Below are 16,694 nucleotides of genomic sequence, written 5' to 3' on the forward strand. Positions count from 1 at the left end.
TGTGTTTCTCCGGGGAACCGGGTCAGGCCTCCTCGGTCTGCTCCAGCTCCACGCCGCTCACGCTGAGCTCACCCTCGGCGGGGGAGAGCGTGAGGTCCGCGGCGTTGCCGGCGGCCTTGAGGTCGTCGAGCCCGGCACGCAGCTGCTCCAGCTGAGTCGCGGGTGCGGAGACCGTGGCGGAGAGCACCGCGGTGCGCTGCTTGACCTTGGCCTCGGACTTGGACTTGCGCAGCCCGGACAGGGCCTCGCCCACCACGGTGAGCACCTCGGGGTCGCCCTCGGCCGCAAGACCGGCGTAGCCGTCGGTCACGGGCCAGGACGCACGGTGCACCGATCCGGTGCGCCACCAGGACCAGACCTCCTCGGTGGCGAACGGGATGAACGGCGCGAAGAGCCGCAGCACGGTATCCAGGGTGGTGGCCAGGGCCGCGTGCACGGACGACTGAGCCTCCTGCCCGCGGGAACCGTAGGCGCGGTCCTTCACGAGCTCCACGTAGTCGTCCGTGAACGTCCAGAAGAAGGACTCGATCAGCTGCAGCGCCCGGGCGTACTCGTACTCGCGGAACGCGGCGGTGGCGCGCTCCACCACCGTGGCCAGCTGGGCCAGCAGAGAGCGGTCCAGGCCGTTGGTCACCACGGAGGCGTCCGTGCCGGAGCCCAGCACGGAGGCCTCGGTGACGCCCTGGGCCAGCACGAACTTGGAGGCGTTGAGCAGCTTGATGGCCAGGCGGCGCCCGATCTTCATCTGCCCCTCGTCGTACGCGGTGTCCGCTCCCAGGCGTGCCGAGGCCGCCCAGTAGCGCACGGCGTCCGCGCCGTACTTCTCGAGCACGTCCGTGGGGACCACCACGTTGCCCTTGGACTTGGACATCTTCTTGCGGTCCGGGTCCAGGATCCACCCGGACAGCGCCGTGTTGGTCCACGGCACGGAACCAGCCAGCGTCTCGGCGCGCACCACGGTGGAGAACAGCCACGTGCGGATGATGTCGTGGCCCTGCGGGCGCAGGTCCATGGGGAACGTCTTGGCGTGCAGCTCCTCGTCCACGCCCCATCCCGTGGCGATCTGCGGGGTCAGGGAGGAGGTGGCCCACGTGTCCAGAACGTCCGGGTCCGCCATGAACCCGCCGGGCTGGTCCCGCTGCTCCTCGGTGTAGCCCGGGGCGGTGTCCGCGGCGGGGTCCACCGGCAGCTGCTCGGGGGAGGGCAGCACGGGGTGCTCGTAGTCCGGCTCCCCGGAGGCGTCCAGCGGGTACCAGACCGGGAAGGGCACGCCGAAGAAGCGCTGGCGGGAGATCAGCCAGTCCCCGTTGAGGCCCTCGATCCAGTTCTCGTAGCGGGAGCGCATGAACGAGGGGTGCCAGGCCATCTCGCGGCCGCGCTGGATCAGCACGTCGCGGCGCTCGGCGTCCCGGCCACCGTTGCGGATGTACCACTGGCGGGAGGTGACCACCTCGAGGGGCTTGTCGCCCTTCTCGTAGAAGTTCACGGGGTGCATGATCTTCTTCGGCTCGCCGTCCAGGTCCCCGGACTCGCGCAGCATGTCCACCACGGCCTTCTGCGCGGAGAACACGGTCTTGCCGGCCACCTCCGCGTAGCGCTCGGCGGGGGTGCCGTCCGCGATCCACTCGGGCTGCTCGGCCTGGAAACGGCCGTCGCGTCCGATCAGGGCCCGCGTGGGCAGGTCCAGCTCACGCCACCACGTCACGTCCGTGAGGTCGCCGAACGTGCAGATCATGGCGATGCCCGAGCCCTTGTCCGGCTTGGCCAGGGCGTGGGCACGCACCTCCACCTCCACGTCGAACAGTGGGGAGCGCACGGTGGTGCCGAAAAGGTGCTGGTAGCGCTCGTCGTCCGGGTGGGCCACCAGGGCCACGCACGCGGGCAGCAGCTCGGGGCGGGTGGTCTCGATGAAGACCTTCTCGCCGTCCGGGCGGTGGAACGAGACCCGGTGGTAGGCGCCCTCGCGCTCCCGGTCCTCCAACTCGGCCTGGGCCACCGCGGTGCGGAACGTGACGTCCCACATGGTGGGTGCCTCGGCCATGTAGGCGTTGCCGGCCTCGTAGTCCTTGAGGAACGCGAGCTGTGAGACCTTGCGGGAGTGCGCGTCGATCGTGCGGTAGGTGCGGTTCCAGTCCACGGACAGGCCCAGCGTGGAGAACAGGTGCTCGAAGACCTTCTCGTCCTCCACGGCGAGCTCCTCGCACAGCTCGATGAAGTTCTGGCGGGAGACCACGTCCCAGTCCCGCTGGTTCTTGGCGGGCTTCTCGGGCGGGCGGTAGCCCTCCACGTACGGGCGGCCGGGCTCGCAGCGCACGCCGTAGTAGTTCTGTACGCGGCGCTCGGTGGGCAGGCCGTTGTCGTCCCAGCCCAGCGGGTAGAACACGTTCTTGCCGCTCATGCGCTGGAAGCGGGCGATCACGTCCGTCTGCGTGTAGGAGAACATGTGCCCCACGTGCAGGGAGCCGGACGCCGTGGGCGGGGGAGTGTCGATGGAGTACACGGACTCCCGGTCCGTGTCCTCGCGGAACGCGTAGGTCCCGTTCTCGCGCCACTGCGCGGCGTACTTCTCCTCCAGGCCCTCCAGGGCCGGCTTATCCGGAACGCTCACCGTGGCGGTGGTCGCTGCGTGGTCGGGGGTCTCGGGCGTGTCTGTACCCGTCATCTCGTGTGCCATGCGCCCAGTCTCTCACGGGGTTTTTCCCCACTTCGAATCCCCGGGGGACGACGCCGCCCGGTCACCGGTGCGCGTCAGGGCCCGTCCCCACCGCCGGGTCCACGCACCAGCGAGACGTTGCCCGGCACCCGGCCCGGGAACGCACGCGGGCACCGAGACCCGGCCGTGCGGCGTCGTGCTCCGTAGACTGCGGGGCATGACGCAGAACACGGAATCGGCATACGGCACCCCCGGCACCGCGGGGACGGGCAAGGTGGCGGTGGTCTCGGGTGCGAGCACGGGGATCGGCGAGGCCACGGTGCGGCGGCTGCGCGCGAGCGGGTGGACGGTGTACGCCGTGGCCCGGCGCGAGGAGCGGCTCGCCGAACTCGCGGAGCAGACCGGGGCGATCTCCGCGCCCACGGACGTGACCGACCAGGGTCAGGTGGACGCGCTGCGGGACCGCGTGCTCACCGAGCAGGGGACCGTGGACGCGGTGCTCAACATCTCCGGCGGGGCGCGCGGCACGGACTCCGTGGCGGACGCGGACCCCGAGGGCTGGCAGTGGATGTACGAGGTCAACGTGCTGGGCACCCTGCGGGTGACCCGCGCGTTCCTGCCCGCGCTGCGCGCCAACGGACGGGGCACGGTGCTGAACCTCACCTCCCTGGCCGCGATCCGTGCGTACGAGGGCGGTGCCGGGTACAACGCCGCCAAGTACGCCGAGCGCGCGATGACCGAGGCGCTGCGGCTCGAGGAGGCCGAGCACAACGTGAGGGTGGTCGAGATCGCGCCCGGGCTCGTGCACACCCCCGAGTTCTCCCTCAACCGACTGGGCGGGGACCGGACCGCCGCGGAGAAGGTCTACGCGGGCGTGGCCGAGCCGCTTACCGGGGAGGACGTCGCGGAGGTCTGTGCGTTCGCGGTGGAGCTGCCGCACCACGTGAACATCGACACGCTGACCCTCAAGCCCGTGGCCCAGGCGGCACCGCACAAGGTGATCCGCACCACCTCCTGACCGGTGGTTCCGCGCCGATGCGGGGAACGTGCGCACCGGTGTGGTCAGCCCACTTGCGGGTTTTCAAGCGGGTGAATTAGGTTAGGCAAGCCTTATCAAATTCACCGCTCGAGGAGAGCCATGTCCAGCGACCCCTCCCAGACCCGTCGTCAGCTCAGCCGCCGCTCCCTGCTCGGATCCGGCCTGGCCGTGGCCTCCCTGATGGGGCTTGCGGCGTGCTCCACCGGATCCCGGGACGGCGGCGGCTCGGACGCCGCACCGGGTGCCTCGACGTCCTCCACGCCCACCGACACGTTCCCCGTGACCGTGAAGCACGCCCTGGGGTCCACCACCGTGGAGAAGGCCCCCGAGCGCGTGGTGTGCGTGGGTGCGAGCAACACCCAGGACTTCGTGGCCGCACTCGGCGTGGTTCCCGTGGGCATGACCAAGGTGGCGTGGGGCGGCAACGACAAGGGCTCCACCGACTGGTTCGACGCCAAGGTCTCCGAGCTGGGCGGGACGGCGCCCAAGACCATCGACGAGTCCGACGGCGTGAACTTCACCGAGATCGCCCAGCTCAGCCCGGACCTGATCATCGCCGTGAACTCCGGGCTCACCGCGGAAGAGTACGGGCGCCTGACCAAGATCGCCCCCACGGTGGCCTACCCCACGGGCCCGTGGGTGAACTCGTGGCAGGACATGCAACGGCTCACCGCCAAGGCCCTGGGGCGCTCCCAGGCCGGTGACGAGCTGATCTCCCAGACCGAGGAGCTCATCCGCACCCGCTCCGAGGAGCTCGGGGACGCCAAGGGCAAGAGCTTCATCTACGGGGACGTCTCCCAGGCCCTCGGCTTCTACGGCCCCTCGGACGGCCGCCCCCGCTTCTTCACCGAGCTCGGCCTGACCCTGGCGCCCGTGGTCACCAAGAACGTCTCCGAGAGGGAGTTCTGGCGCGAGTGGCCCAAGGAGCGCGCGGACGAGCTCACGAGCGACCTCTTCGTGGCCGCCGCCGAGGACGAGGCGCAGGCGGAAAAGTTCCGCACCGACTCCGTGCTCAAGACCATCCCGGCGATTGCCGCCGGCCACGGGCTGTTCCTGACGACCAAGCAGGACGTGCTCTCGGGCTACTCGTCCTCGCCGCTGTCCCTGCCGCGCGCCTTGGACACCCACGTCCCGGCGATCAAGAACGCCCTGGGGGCCTAGCCTCCGTGCCCGCCAGCACCCCCCTCACACGCTCCGGCGCCGCGGACACCGCCGGTGCCCACGCCCCGCGCATCTCCTCTGCGGGGCGCCCGGGGCGCAGGGTCCTGCCCTGGCTCGTCATGGCGGTCGTCCTCCTCGTGGCGGTGGTCCTCTCGATCTCGTGCGGCTCCCGCCCGATCGACCTCGCGAGCACGTGGCGTGTGGTGCCGCAGGTCTTCGGCGGTGATCCCGGCGCTGTGCCGGGTGTGCCCCCGCTCGACGGCGCCGTGGTGGAGTCCCGCGTGTGGCGCACCGCCGCCGGGGTGCTCACCGGAGCGGCCCTGTCCGTGGCGGGTGCCCTGCTGCAGGGAGCCACCCGCAACCCGCTCGGCGATCCGGGAATTCTGGGGCTCACGGCCGGTGCCGCGTTCGCGGTGGTGACAGGCGGCGCGCTGTTCGGACTGTCGGGTGTGGCGAACCAGCTGTGGCTGGCCGCGCTGGGCTCGGCCGTGGCCATGGTCGCGGTGTACGGGCTGGCCACTGCCGCCCGCGGCGGGGCGCGTCCCGTGACGCTGGCCCTCACGGGTGCGGCCGTGTCCGCGGGGCTCACCGCGCTCACGAGCGCGATCCTGCTGAGCCACCAGGCCACGTTCGACACCTTCCGGCGCTGGCAGGTGGGGGAGCTCACCCGCCCGGACGGCACCTTCCTGGTGGTGGCCACCCCGGTGGTCGTCGCGGGTCTGGTGCTCGGCTGGTGCCTGGCCCGCTCCCTGGACACCCTCACGCTCGGGGACGCCCTGGGCCGGGGGCTCGGAACCCACCCGGCCCTGACCCGCGGACTGGTCGGTGTGGCCGTGGTGCTGCTGGCGGGCACGTCCACCGCGCTGGTGGGCCCGCTCGTGTTCTCCGGGCTGCTCGTGCCCCACGCCGTGCGCGCGGTGGTGGGTGTCTCCTACCGGCGGGTGATCCCGGCGTGCCTGCTCGCGGGACCGGCCATCGTACTGCTCGCGGACGTCGTGGCGCGCGTGCTGGTCCCAGACCGGGAGATCCAGGTGGGGATCGCCCTGGTCGTGATCGGCGCCCCTGCCCTCGTGGCCGTGCTGCGCGGTAGGACGGTGGCGGCATGAGCGCAGCGCTGCAGCTCCCGTCCCGCGCGGAGACGGTCGACGCCGTCCGCGCGGGACGGACCCGCACGCGTCGCCGCACCCGGAGGGTCACCCTCCTGCTGCTGCTCGTGCTGGCCGTGGCGTCCTTCGCCCGCATCGCGCTCGGCAAGTACGTGGTGGCGGTTCCGGACCTGCTCGCGGTGCTGGCCCACGACTACGACGGCCCGGCGGACTACATCGTGTGGCAGATCACCCTGCCCCGCACGGTCCTGGGAATCCTCACGGGCACCGCCTTCGGACTCGCGGGCCACCTGTTCCAGCGCGTGCTGCGCAACCCGCTGGCCTCCCCGGACATCATGGGCGTCTCCTCCGGCGCGGGACTCGGTGCGGTGGTGGCGATCACCGCGGGACTCTCCGGGGCCGCGGTGACGGTCAGCGCGCTGGCGGGTGGCTTCGGTCTGATGCTGGCGGTCATCCTCGCCGCCGGGGGCACGCATGCCAGCATCGGCAAGCTCGTGCTCACCGGTGTGGCCGGGGGTGCCCTCACCGGGGCGGCCATCAACGGCGTGCTCACCCGTGCAGACATCTACGCCGCGCAGGACGCGATGCAGTGGCTCACCGGTTCGCTCAATGCCGCCTCGTGGCAGGACATCGCGCAGGTGGGGCTCTGCCTGCTCGTGCTGCTGCCCCTGTGCGCGGTGCTCACGCCCGCCGTGGACGCCCTCGGCACCGGGGATGCGCTCGCCGCTGGGTTGGGCGTGCGGGTGCAGGGCGTGCGGCTCACGGCCCTGGCGCTCGCGGTGACCCTGGTGGCGGTGGCCGCCGCCACCGTGGGGCCCGTGGCGTTCGTGTCCTTCATGGCCGCGCCCATCGCCCGCGGCATCGGTGGCGGCGCCGGGCACGCGCACCACGCGGCCCTCGTGGGTGCGGTGCTCATGGTCGTCTCGGACTACGTGGCCGCCGAGGCGCTGCCCAACCTGGCGCTGCCCGTGGGCGTGGTCACCGCGGCTGCCGGCGCCCCCGCGCTGCTGTGGCTGCTCATCGGACGAGGAAAGGCGGAGGCATGAGCCCCGAGGACGAGCTCAGGGACACCGCGGCGAGCCCGCGGCACGAGGCCCGGCCCGCAGAAGCGGCGAGCGCCGCGCGGACCGTCCGGGCGGCGTCGTCCGAGGTGGCCGTGCGCGGACTGCGTGCCGGCTACCGCGGCGCACCCGTGCTCACGGACGTGGACGTCACGTTCCCAGCGGGGCGCGTCACGGCGCTCGTGGGCGCCAACGGCTGCGGCAAGTCCACGCTGCTCCGCACGTGCGCGCGCCAGCTGACCCCCACCGCCGGAGAGGTGCTCGTGGGCGGGGAGGACGTCCGCGGCTGGCACCGCACCCGTTTTGCGCAGACGGTGGGCTTCCTGCCGCAGGACCCCGTGGCGCCGGAGGGGGTGAGCGTGCGGGAGCTGGTCTCGCGCGGTCGCCACCCGCACCGCGGTGCCTTCGGGCGCTGGCGCGCGGAGGACGACGCCGCCGTGGCCGAGGCGCTCGAGCTCACCGGTCTGCGCGATCTCATGGACCGCCACGTGACCGACCTCTCCGGAGGCCAGCGACAGCGCGTGTGGATCGCCCTGGCCCTGGCCCAGCAGACCGAGGTGCTGCTGCTGGACGAGCCCACCACCTACCTGGACATCGCCCGCCAGGTGGAGATCCTGGACATCCTGTGCGAGCTGCAGCGTGCCCGGGGGATCACCTTGGTGATGGTGCTGCACGAGCTGTCCCTGGCCGCGCGCTACGCGGACGTGCTCGTGGCCATGAAGGCCGGCCAGGTGGTGGCCCGCGGCGGGGCGGAGGAGGTCATGACCGACGAGGTGGTCGGTCGCGTGTTCGACATGGACGCCCGCGTGCTGCACGATCCCGTGACCGACGCCCGCGTGGTGATCCCGCTGTCGGCGGGCCGGTCGCGTGCCCCGGGAATTGCGGGGGCCGAGACCCCGGCGGATGCCACGGTCGGATCGGCGGCTCGGACGGCGGCCGGACCCACGTCCGGGCCACGGACCGGTACGGCCCGGCCGTACCCGGACGCCCGGGACGAGAACGAGGAGAACGGGGAGGTGCCCGCATGACCCAGCTGGCGTGCGTGGACGCCACGGTGACCCGGCGCGAGGAGCTCAGCGAGCACCTCGTGCGGGTGCACGTGGCGGGGGAGCAGCTGAGGACCATGCCGTGGGGTGAGCAGGGCCCCGGGCCCCGGGCGGACTCCTACGTCAAGCTGCTCATCCCGCCCGCCGGTGGAGCGGTGGACGTGGATGTCGCCGACATGGCCCGCTGGCGCCGCGAGTTCATGGCCGCTCCGCGCGAGGAGGCCGGGTGGATGCGCACCTACACCGTGCGGGACGCCACCACGGTGGAGCTCGCGGGGCAGCGGGTGCCGGAGCTCGCGATCGACGTGGTCCTGCACGGGGACCCCGAGCACGGCATGGGTCCGGGTGCCGCGTGGGGGGACTCGGTCCGCGCCGGGGACTCCGCCCGGCTGCTCGTACCCTCCGGCGACTCCGCGTGGTGGGCGGCATGGGACGACGGCCGCGCGGCCGGTCAGGACGTGGTGATCGCGGGGGACGAGACAGCCCTGCCCGCGATCTCCGCGATCGTGGACGGCGTGGAGCAGCGGGTTCGGGTCAACCGCCCGGCGGGCGGGGCGTACGAGCCCCCGCGCTCCATCACCGTGGCCGTGGAGGTCCCCGAGGAGGCCGACGCTGTCCCGGGTGCGGGTCCGCGGGCACTGGCCCGGGCGGCGTCGTGCGACGAGCCCGGCGCCCACCGCGTGGTCCTGGACGGCGGCACCGAGCTGGTCTGGGCCTGGCTGCCGCGCGGCGCCCGCGAGCGCAACCTGGCCCTGGAGCTGTGGCTGTGGGAGCGGCTCGCGGAGCACGCCCGCCGGTACTGGGCGGTGGGCCACACGGAGCTGGCGTCCTGGCAGGACGAGTCCGAGTTCGTGTGGGCCACGGCGCGCCCCGAGGGCCGCGGCACGTACTGGTTCCTCGCGGCGGAGTCCTCGGCCGTGAAGTCCATGCGCCGGATGTGCGTCAGCGGCGGGGTGCCCAAGGCGGACATCTCGTTCATGGGCTACTGGAAGCAGGGTGCCGCGACCGAGTGAGGCCCGTCCGGGGAGTGTGACGCCCCGTGACGGCCGGGGTACGGGGCCACGGACCCGCACGTAGCATGGCGGTTTCCGTTCCGCCGTCGCTCAGGAGTGCCCCGCCCATGACCTACCCCCTGGGTCTGAACCTCTCCGGCCGCCGGGTGCTCGTGGTGGGTGCCGGGCCGGTGGCCGCGCGGCGGGTGCCCGCGCTGCTCACCGAGGGTGCGGCCGTCGAGCTCGTGGCGCCGGGCGCCCACGAGGACCTGCGGGCACTCGCGGAGGCCGGGGAGCTGACGTGGCACCGCCGGGGCTTCCGCCCTGAGGACGTGGCCGGGGCGTGGCTCGTGCTGGCCCACACGGACTCGCCCGCCGTCCAGGACCTCGTGACCCGCACCGCCGAGCAGCACCGGGTCTTCTGCGTCACGGGTGGCGACGCCGCCGCGTCCAGCGCGTGGGTCCCGGCCGTGACGCGGGCCCACGGGGTCACCGTGGCCGTCAACGCGGGCGGGGACCCACGGCGTGCCAAGGCCGTCACCGCGTGGATCGCGGCACGCCTGGAGACCGGGGAGATCCCGGTCAGGGCGCGGCGCTCGCGGGAGGGCGCCTCGTCGCCAGGAGGGACCGACGGGCCCGCACTCCCCAGCTCCGCGGGCCCCTCCCCGCACCACGGCGGCCCTGTGGCGCCGGGTCCCCGCATTGACCAGACTGACGAGGCACGCATCGGCGACGTCCCTGCTCAGCTCGGCTCCCGGTCCAGCGACCACCTCGAACCGGACGCCCAGCAGCCGGGAACCGTGGCCCTCGTGGGCGGTGGACCGGGCGACCCCGGGCTCCTCACGGTGCGGGGCCGCCACCTTCTGGCCGGCGCGGACGTGGTGGTCGCCGACCGGCTGGGCCCCACGGACCTGCTCCCGGCGCTCGCGGAGCACGCGGAGATCATCGACGTGGGCAAGCGCGCCGGCTACCACAAGGTCACGCAGGACCGGATCAACCAGACGCTCGTGGACCAGGCCCGGGCGGGGCGCCGGGTGGTGCGGCTCAAGGGCGGGGACCCGTACGTGTTCGGCCGCGGCGGGGAGGAGGTGGAGTTCTGCCACGCCCACGGGATCGCCACCGAGGTGGTTCCGGGAGTCACCTCCGCGATCTCCGTGCCCGCGGCCGCCGGGATCCCCGTGACGCACCGGGACATGGCCCACGGCTTCACGGTCATCACCGCCCACGAGGAGCTGCGCCACGTCCCGTACCGCGAGGGCCACACGCTGATCCTCATGATGGGGGTGCGCGGCCTCGCGCGGACAGCGGAGACGCTGCTCGCCGCGCGCTACCCCCGGGACCTGCCCGTGGCTGTGGTGGAACGGGGCTGGACGCCAACGCAGCGCACCACGCTCGCGCCGTTGGCGGACGTCGCGCGCACGGCCGAGGAGCGAGGGGTGCGGGCCCCGGCCGTGATCCTCGTGGGCCGGGTCGCCGCCCTCGGGCGCACCGACCCGCGGCCCTGACCGCGACCGTGCCCTGCTGCGGGCGGCACCCGGGAGCAGCTGTGACTGCCGTCTCCTGGGCGGAGCAACCCCGTCCTGCGGATCGCCCGCCGCCCCCAGGCAGCGGACGGACGTGGACGACGCCGCCCGGCGCGCTATCATGGGCGGGTGCGTCTCGTGCGCGCGGGCGCTGATCCGGCCATCACCGGGGAGCCCTTCCGGAAGAACCGGCCCGTGCGGGCCTCAGTAGAACCGGACGACTCGGGCCCGTGACAGCCCCCAATGAGCGGCTCGCGGCGTCGTCGGCATCTCCGGCGGCGTGGCGGACAAGCGAGGTGGTACCGCGCCACGGGCGCCCCGTGCGCCAGGGCGTCCTCGCATCCTGAACCACCGGCACCTCAGGATGGAGCACCGTGACCGACTCATTCGTGTACCCCAAGGCGAGCACCGACCCCGACGCCCAGGGCGTCCCCGCGGCCCCGCGTCTGCCCGCGGTCGAGGAGCGCGTCCTCGACTACTGGAAACGTGACGACACCTTCCAGGCGAGCATCGACCAGCGCGACAGCGGCACGGACGGCTCCAACGAGTTCGTCTTCTACGACGGCCCTCCCTTCGCCAACGGTCTGCCGCACTACGGGCACCTTCTCACCGGCTACGTCAAGGACCTCGTGGCTCGCTACCAGACGCAGCAGGGGCGCCGCGTGGAGCGCCGCTTCGGCTGGGACACCCACGGGCTGCCCGCGGAGCTCGAGGCCATGAAGCAGCTCGGGATGACCGACAAGCAGGACATCGAGGCCATGGGCATCGACACGTTCAACGACGCCTGCCGCGCCTCCGTGATGAAGTACGCCTCCGAGTGGCAGGACTACGTGACCCGCCAGGCCCGCTGGGTGGACTTCGACAACGACTACAAGACGCTGAACCCGGAGTACATGGAGTCCGTGATCGGCGCGTTCAAGGCCCTGGACGACAAGGGCCTGGTCTACTCCGGCTACCGCGTGCTGCCGTACTGCTGGAAGGACGAGACGCCGCTGTCCAACCACGAGCTGCGCATGGACGACGACGTCTACCAGATGCGCCAGGACACCTCCGTGACCGTGGCGTTCCGGCTCTCCGAGGACACCTCGTGGGCCGCGCACCCGGAGGTCGCCGCCGAGCTGGCGGGCGCGGAGGCCATCGCGTGGACCACCACGCCCTGGACCCTGCCCACCAACGAGGCCCTCGCGGTGGGCCCCGCCATCGACTACGTGCTGGTGCCCGGTGCTGGGGACCTGGCCGGACGCCGCTTCCTCGTGGCCGCCGAACTCGCGGGCAGCTACGCCAAGGACCTCGGCTACGGTGACGCCGAGGACCCGGCCGCCGCCGTGCGCGAGGCCGTGACCGCCCACTACACGGGCGAGCAGCTCGCGGGCATCCGCTACGCCCCGCTGTGGGACTACTTCACCGACGACGAGCGCTTCGGCACCGCCCAGGCCTGGCAGATCCTCGTGGCGGACTACGTGACCACCACGGACGGCACGGGCATCGTGCACCAGGCTCCCGCCTACGGCGAGGACGACCAGCAGGTGTGCGCCGAGCACGAGATCCCCGTGGTGCTCTCCGTGGACGAGGGCGGGCGCTTCTACGACCTCTTCACGAACGAGTCCCTGGCCGCCGGGGCGCCGCTCGCGGAGCTCGCCGGGCACAACGTGTTCGACAAGGAGGTGGCGCGCACCGTGATCCGGGATCTGCGGGCCCGCGGCGCGCTGCTGCGCGAGGCCTCCTACGAGCACTCCTACCCGCACTGCTGGCGCTGCCGGAATCCCCTGATCTACCGCGCGGTGTCCTCGTGGTTCGTGAGCGTCACGGCCATCAAGGACCGCATGCTGGAGCTGAACCAGCAGATCAACTGGATCCCCGGCAACGTCAAGGACGGTCAGTTTGGCAAGTGGCTCGAGAACGCCCGGGACTGGTCCATCTCCCGCAACCGCTACTGGGGCTCGCCCATCCCCGTGTGGGAGTCGGACGATCCCAACCACCCGCGCCGCGACGTCTACGGCTCCCTCGCGGAGCTGGAGGCGGACTTCGGGCGCCTGCCCCGCAACGCCGCCGGCGAGGTGGACCTGCACCGGCCGTGGATCGACGAGCTGACCCGCCCCAACCCGGACGACCCCACGGGTAAGTCCGTGATGCGCCGCGTTCCCGAGGTGCTGGACGTGTGGTTCGACTCCGGGTCCATGCCCTACGCGCAGGTGCACTACCCCATGGAGAACCGTGAGTGGTTCGAGACCCACAACCCCGGTGACTTCATCGTGGAGTACATCGGCCAGACCCGCGGCTGGTTCTACACGCTGCACATCCTGGCCACCGCGCTGTTCGACCGCCCGGCGTTCCGCAACGTGATCTCCCACGGGATCGTGCTGGGCTCGGACGGGCAGAAGATGTCCAAGTCCCTGCGCAACTACCCGGACGTCAACGAGGTCCTGGACCGGGACGGCTCGGACGCCATGCGCTGGTTCCTGATGTCCTCGCCCATCCTGCGCGGCGGGAACCTGGTGGTCACCGAGCAGGGCATCCGCGACGGCGTGCGGCAGATGATCCTGCCGCTGTGGAACGTCTACCACTTCTTCGGCCTCTACACGAACGCCGCCCGCGGGGGAGAGGGCTACGACGCCCAGCCGCGGTACGAGGCCGAGCACGTGATGGACCGCTACATCCTGGCCGAGACCGGCGCCCTGGTCACGGACACCAAGCGGCTCTTCGACGAGTACGACATCTGGGCCGCCGCCGAGCGCCTGCGCGCCTACATGGACACGCTCACCAACTGGTACGTGCGCCGGTCCCGCGAGCGCTTCTTCGAGGAGGACACCGAGGCGTTCGACGTGCTCTACACGTGCCTCGAGACCGTGTGCCGCGTGGCCGCCCCGCTGCTGCCGCTCGTCACCGAGGAGATCTGGCGCGGGCTCACCGGCGGGCGCTCGGTGCACCTCACCGACTGGCCGGACGCCTCCCTGTTCCCGCGCGATGAGCAGCTGCTCACCGCCATGGAGCGCACGCGCGCCATCTGCTCCGCGGGCTCCGCGCTGCGCAAGGCCAGCAGCCTGCGCGTGCGCCAGCCGCTCGCCGGCATGACCGTGGCCGTGCCCGGGGCGCAGGCGCTCGCGGGCACGTTCCAGGAGATCGTCGCGGACGAGCTGAACCTCAAGTCCGTCACGCTGGTGGACGCGGACGAGGTCTCGGCCGCCGACTACGGCATCTCGCAGGAGCTCAAGGTCAACGCGCGCGCCGCCGGTCCCCGGCTCGGCAAGCAGGTGCAACAGGTCATCCGGGCCACCAAGGCGGGCGACTGGTCCGTGACCGAGGACGGCGGCGTCGTCGCCGGCTCGGTGGTGCTGGAGGAGGGCGAGTACGAGCTGGTCACGGTGGTCGACGACGCCGCGGCGTCCTCCGCGCGCGCCGTCACCGTGCTGCCCGGCGGCGGTTTCCTGGTGCTGGACACCGAGCTGACCGACGAGCTGCGCGCCGAGGGCGTGGCCCGGGACATGGTCCGTGCAATCCAGCAGGCCCGCAAGGACGCCGGGCTGGTGGTCTCGGACCGGATCCGCACCACGGTCCACGCCGACCCCGCGACGCTGGCCGCAGTGGACGCGCACCGCGAGCTCGTGCAGGGGGAGACCCTCACCCGGGAGCTGGAGCTGGTAGAGGCCACGGACCTGGACGTCACCGTGGCGGTGGTGGACGCATGAGCGGCGCCACCGAGCACGAGAACTTCGCGTCCGTCGAGGAGATCTACCAGGGGCTGCTGGCCCGGGCGCCGGAGCACAGGATGGCGCCGCGCCTGGACGCGATGCAGCTCGCGGTCTCCGCGCTGGGGGACCCGCACCGCAGCGCCCCGGTGGTGCAGGTGACCGGGACCAACGGCAAGACGTCCACGGCGCGCATGGTCGAGTCCCTGCTGCTCGCGCACGACCTGCGGGTGGGCCGCTACACGAGCCCGCACCTGGAGCGCGTGACCGAGCGGATCAGCATCGACGGCGAGCCCGTCTCCGACGAGACCTTTGTGCGGATCTACACGGAGATCGCCCCGTACCTGGACCTCGTGGACCGCCACCTGGAGGGCGAGGGCGCCCCGCGCCTGACGTACTTCGAGACCCTCACGGTGCTGGCGTTCGCGGTGTTCGCGGACGAGCCCGTGGACGTGATGGTCCTGGAGGTCGGGATCGGCGGCTCGTGGGACGCCACCACCGTGGCGGACGCCGCGGTCTCCGTGGTCACGCCCGTCGACCTGGACCACACGGACATCCTCGGTGACACCGTGGAGGACATCGCCCGCGAGAAGGCCGGGATCGTCAAGCCGGACGGGTTCCTCGTGAGCTCCGCCCAGCAGCCGGGTGCGGCCCAGGTGTTGCTCGAGCGCGCGCAGGAGCTGGGAGTTCCCTTCCGCTTCGAGGGCGTGGAGTTCTCCGTGACCGCGCGCACCACCGCCGTGGGGGGGCAGGTCATCACGGTCCAGGGACTCGCGGGCGAGTACCCGGACGTGATGCTCCCGCTGTTCGGCGCCCACCAGGCGCAGAACGCGGCGGTCGCGATTGCCGCGGTGGAGGCGCTGCTGGGCGGTGGCGAGAAGCCGCTGAACCCCGAGCTCGTGAGCGAGGGCCTCGGCGCGGTGTACTCACCCGGTCGCCTCGAGCTCGCGCGCAAGGCTCCGCCCGTGGTCCTCGACGCCGCCCACAACCCGCACGGGCTCGTGGCCTCCGCCACGGCCGTGCGCGAGGCGTTCACGTTCAGCAAGCTCAACCTGGTGGTCGGGGTGCTGGGGGACAAGGACGTGGAGACGATGATGCGGGTGCTCGCGGACGAGTACCACGAGTTCGAGCTGGAGCTGTGGTGCACCGCGTCCCACTCCCCGCGGGCGGTGCCCCCGGCGGAGCTCGCGAAGATCGCCGTGGACATGGGCTTCGACGAGGACGTGGTGCACGTGGCCGAGCGCCTGGACGAGGCGTGCTCCGAGGCCATCCAGGACGCCGCGGCCCGCGAGCAGTTCGATGGCGCGGTGCTCGTCACCGGCTCCATCACCGTGGTGGGTGAGGCCCGTGCGCTGCTCGGCCTGTGACCCGTCGCCCGCACCCCTCGTGACCGCACCCCTGGAAGGAGCCGCATGGCCCGCATGACCAAGGCCCAGCGCGAGTGGCGCCCCGGCCAGCCCAAGAAGCCCCGCTCGATCCGCATGATGTTCGCGTCCTGCGTGCTGTGCATCGAGGCGTTCATCGTGTTCTTCGCCGCGCTCACGGCCTACGGGCTGTTCACTCAGGACTGGAGCACACCCCAGAAGCTGTGGCTCATGGGCGGCTCCGTGGTGCTTGCGCTGCTGTTTGTCCTGCTGTGCGCGGTGCTGCGCAGGCCGTGGGGCTACGCGGCCGGATGGGTGCTGCAGCTCGTGCTGATCGCCACCGGCTTCGTGGTCCCCGCCATGTTCTGGATCGGGGCGCTGTGCGCGCTCGCGTGGTGGTACGCCGTGGTCAAGGGTGGTCGCATGGACCGGGAGAACCTGCAACGGGCCGAGGAGCAGCGCCGCTGGGAGGCGGAGAACCCCCGGGTGTGAGCCAACCGGGCGGGCGCGGCCCCACGAGCGGCCCCGCGTTCGCTAGGCTCGGTCCCGAACCGGGTGCGGGGCCCACCAGGGCTCCCGCACCTCCACCCCGACACCAAGGAGACCCATGTCCCAGCGCACCCTCGTCCTCGTCAAGCCGGACGGCGTCGAGCGCGGCCTCACCGGTCAGATCCTGGCCCGCATCGAGGCCAAGGGCTACACCCTCGCGGAGCTCAAGCTCGTGCACGCCACCCGGGAGATCCTGGAGCAGCACTACGCCGAGCACCGGGGCAAGCCGTTCTTCGAGCCGCTCGTGCAGTTCATGCTCTCGGGCCCGGTGGTCGCGGCCGTGGTGGAGGGTGACCGCGTGATCGAGGGCTTCCGCAGCCTCGCCGGGTCCACCGAGCCCACCACCGCTGCCCCGGGCACCATCCGCGGGGACCTGGGCCGGGACTGGGGCGAGAAGGTCCAGAAGAACCTCGTGCACGGCTCGGACTCCCCGGAGTCCGCCGAGCGCGAGATCGGCATCTGGTTCGCCTGAGCCGCACCCGCACCACCACGGCGCGTGCCAGACCCTCGGGCT

Annotated in this window: 12 protein-coding genes; 11 read left to right on the forward strand and 1 reads right to left on the reverse strand. The window is 72.3% G+C overall.

Translation table 11 applies throughout. The features are described 5' to 3' along the window. Window positions 1-22: 22 nt before the first annotated feature. Window positions 23-2,674: a valine--tRNA ligase gene (valS, locus tag D9R02_RS03115; RefSeq protein ID WP_121566310.1), complete on the reverse strand. Its 2,652-nt coding sequence runs from the start codon at window positions 2,672-2,674 to the stop codon at window positions 23-25. A 196-nt stretch (window positions 2,675-2,870) separates the two neighbouring features. Here valS and D9R02_RS03120 point away from each other — a divergent pair, with 196 nt between their 5' ends. The 11 genes from D9R02_RS03120 to ndk all read left to right on the forward strand — a co-directional run bounded on the left by D9R02_RS03120 (window position 2,871) and on the right by ndk (window position 16,652). Next, window positions 2,871-3,671, forward strand: coding sequence for an SDR family oxidoreductase (locus D9R02_RS03120; RefSeq protein ID WP_039100555.1), 801 nt, complete (start codon window positions 2,871-2,873; stop codon window positions 3,669-3,671). A gap of 120 nt (window positions 3,672-3,791) precedes the next feature. Further along, window positions 3,792-4,853 carry an ABC transporter substrate-binding protein gene (locus D9R02_RS03125; RefSeq protein ID WP_121566311.1) on the forward strand — a complete coding sequence of 354 codons (1,062 nt, stop codon included), beginning with the start codon at window positions 3,792-3,794 and terminating at the stop codon, window positions 4,851-4,853. A 5-nt stretch (window positions 4,854-4,858) separates the two neighbouring features. Further along, window positions 4,859-5,959, forward strand: coding sequence for a FecCD family ABC transporter permease (locus D9R02_RS03130; RefSeq protein WP_070638254.1), 1,101 nt, complete (start codon window positions 4,859-4,861; stop codon window positions 5,957-5,959). Then, window positions 5,956-7,005, forward strand: a complete 1,050-nt coding sequence (locus D9R02_RS03135) for a FecCD family ABC transporter permease (protein ID WP_102613716.1) — start codon at window positions 5,956-5,958, stop codon at window positions 7,003-7,005. Before D9R02_RS03130 ends, D9R02_RS03135 begins: the two co-directional genes overlap by 4 nt. Then, window positions 7,002-8,048 (forward strand): ABC transporter ATP-binding protein, encoded by a 1,047-nt coding sequence (locus D9R02_RS03140; protein ID WP_070638247.1) that lies wholly within the window; start codon window positions 7,002-7,004, stop codon window positions 8,046-8,048. The genes D9R02_RS03135 and D9R02_RS03140 overlap by 4 nt, the downstream gene beginning before the upstream one ends. After that, complete coding sequence (locus D9R02_RS03145) at window positions 8,045-9,079, forward strand: siderophore-interacting protein (RefSeq protein WP_121566312.1); 1,035 nt, start codon at window positions 8,045-8,047, stop codon at window positions 9,077-9,079. Before D9R02_RS03140 ends, D9R02_RS03145 begins: the two co-directional genes overlap by 4 nt. Before the next feature lie 107 nt (window positions 9,080-9,186). After that, window positions 9,187-10,563, forward strand: a complete 1,377-nt coding sequence (gene cobA, locus D9R02_RS03150; RefSeq protein ID WP_102613719.1) for a uroporphyrinogen-III C-methyltransferase — start codon at window positions 9,187-9,189, stop codon at window positions 10,561-10,563. A 392-nt stretch (window positions 10,564-10,955) separates the two neighbouring features. Then, on the forward strand, window positions 10,956-14,267 hold the full coding sequence (gene ileS, locus D9R02_RS03155; RefSeq protein ID WP_121566313.1) for an isoleucine--tRNA ligase: 3,312 nt from the start codon (window positions 10,956-10,958) through the stop codon (window positions 14,265-14,267). Beyond that, a complete protein-coding gene (locus tag D9R02_RS03160; RefSeq protein WP_121566314.1) occupies window positions 14,264-15,634 on the forward strand; it encodes a bifunctional folylpolyglutamate synthase/dihydrofolate synthase in 1,371 nt (456 codons plus the stop codon). The genes ileS and D9R02_RS03160 overlap by 4 nt, the downstream gene beginning before the upstream one ends. 45 nt (window positions 15,635-15,679) lie before the next feature. Continuing rightward, on the forward strand, window positions 15,680-16,123 hold the full coding sequence (locus D9R02_RS03165; protein ID WP_102613722.1) for a DUF4233 domain-containing protein: 444 nt from the start codon (window positions 15,680-15,682) through the stop codon (window positions 16,121-16,123). Window positions 16,124-16,238: 115 nt separating this feature from the next. Beyond that, a complete protein-coding gene (gene ndk, locus D9R02_RS03170; protein WP_102613723.1) occupies window positions 16,239-16,652 on the forward strand; it encodes a nucleoside-diphosphate kinase in 414 nt (137 codons plus the stop codon). Window positions 16,653-16,694 lie beyond the last annotated feature (42 nt).

The sequence above is a fragment of the Kocuria rhizophila genome, from assembly GCF_003667225.1.
GTDB classification, from domain to species: domain Bacteria; phylum Actinomycetota; class Actinomycetes; order Actinomycetales; family Micrococcaceae; genus Kocuria; species Kocuria rhizophila.